Here is a 233-nt window from a genome sequence, read left to right on the forward strand (position 1 = left end):
TCAGCACTCAGAGAAACCGTGGTGTTGTCGATCGAGTCGGTAATCGAAGTGACGGCCGCTTTTGGATCGGTAACCAGGTTCTCAAAGTTGCCGCCTTCGGTTTTGGCGATAGTGGTGCTGACCGTGCTGCCGTTGTTATAGACGTCGTTGGCTGGAGTGTTGAACACAGTCGAGCCTGTGGTCTCACCGGCTTTAATAGTGATCGTCTGACCGTTCGAAAGCGTCACGGTAAC

1 protein-coding gene is annotated in these 233 nt (G+C 53.2%); it reads right to left on the minus strand.

The window, feature by feature from the left end:
- Window positions 1-227, minus strand: a 227-nt coding sequence (locus AOA59_RS33770; RefSeq protein WP_371919108.1) for an immunoglobulin-like domain-containing protein, incomplete at its 3' end; no start/stop codon positions are given.
- Window positions 228-233: the final 6 nt, after the last annotated feature.

It is taken from the genome of Pseudomonas sp. 2822-15 (genome assembly GCF_002742515.1).
Lineage (GTDB): Bacteria > Pseudomonadota > Gammaproteobacteria > Pseudomonadales > Pseudomonadaceae > Aquipseudomonas > Aquipseudomonas salomonii.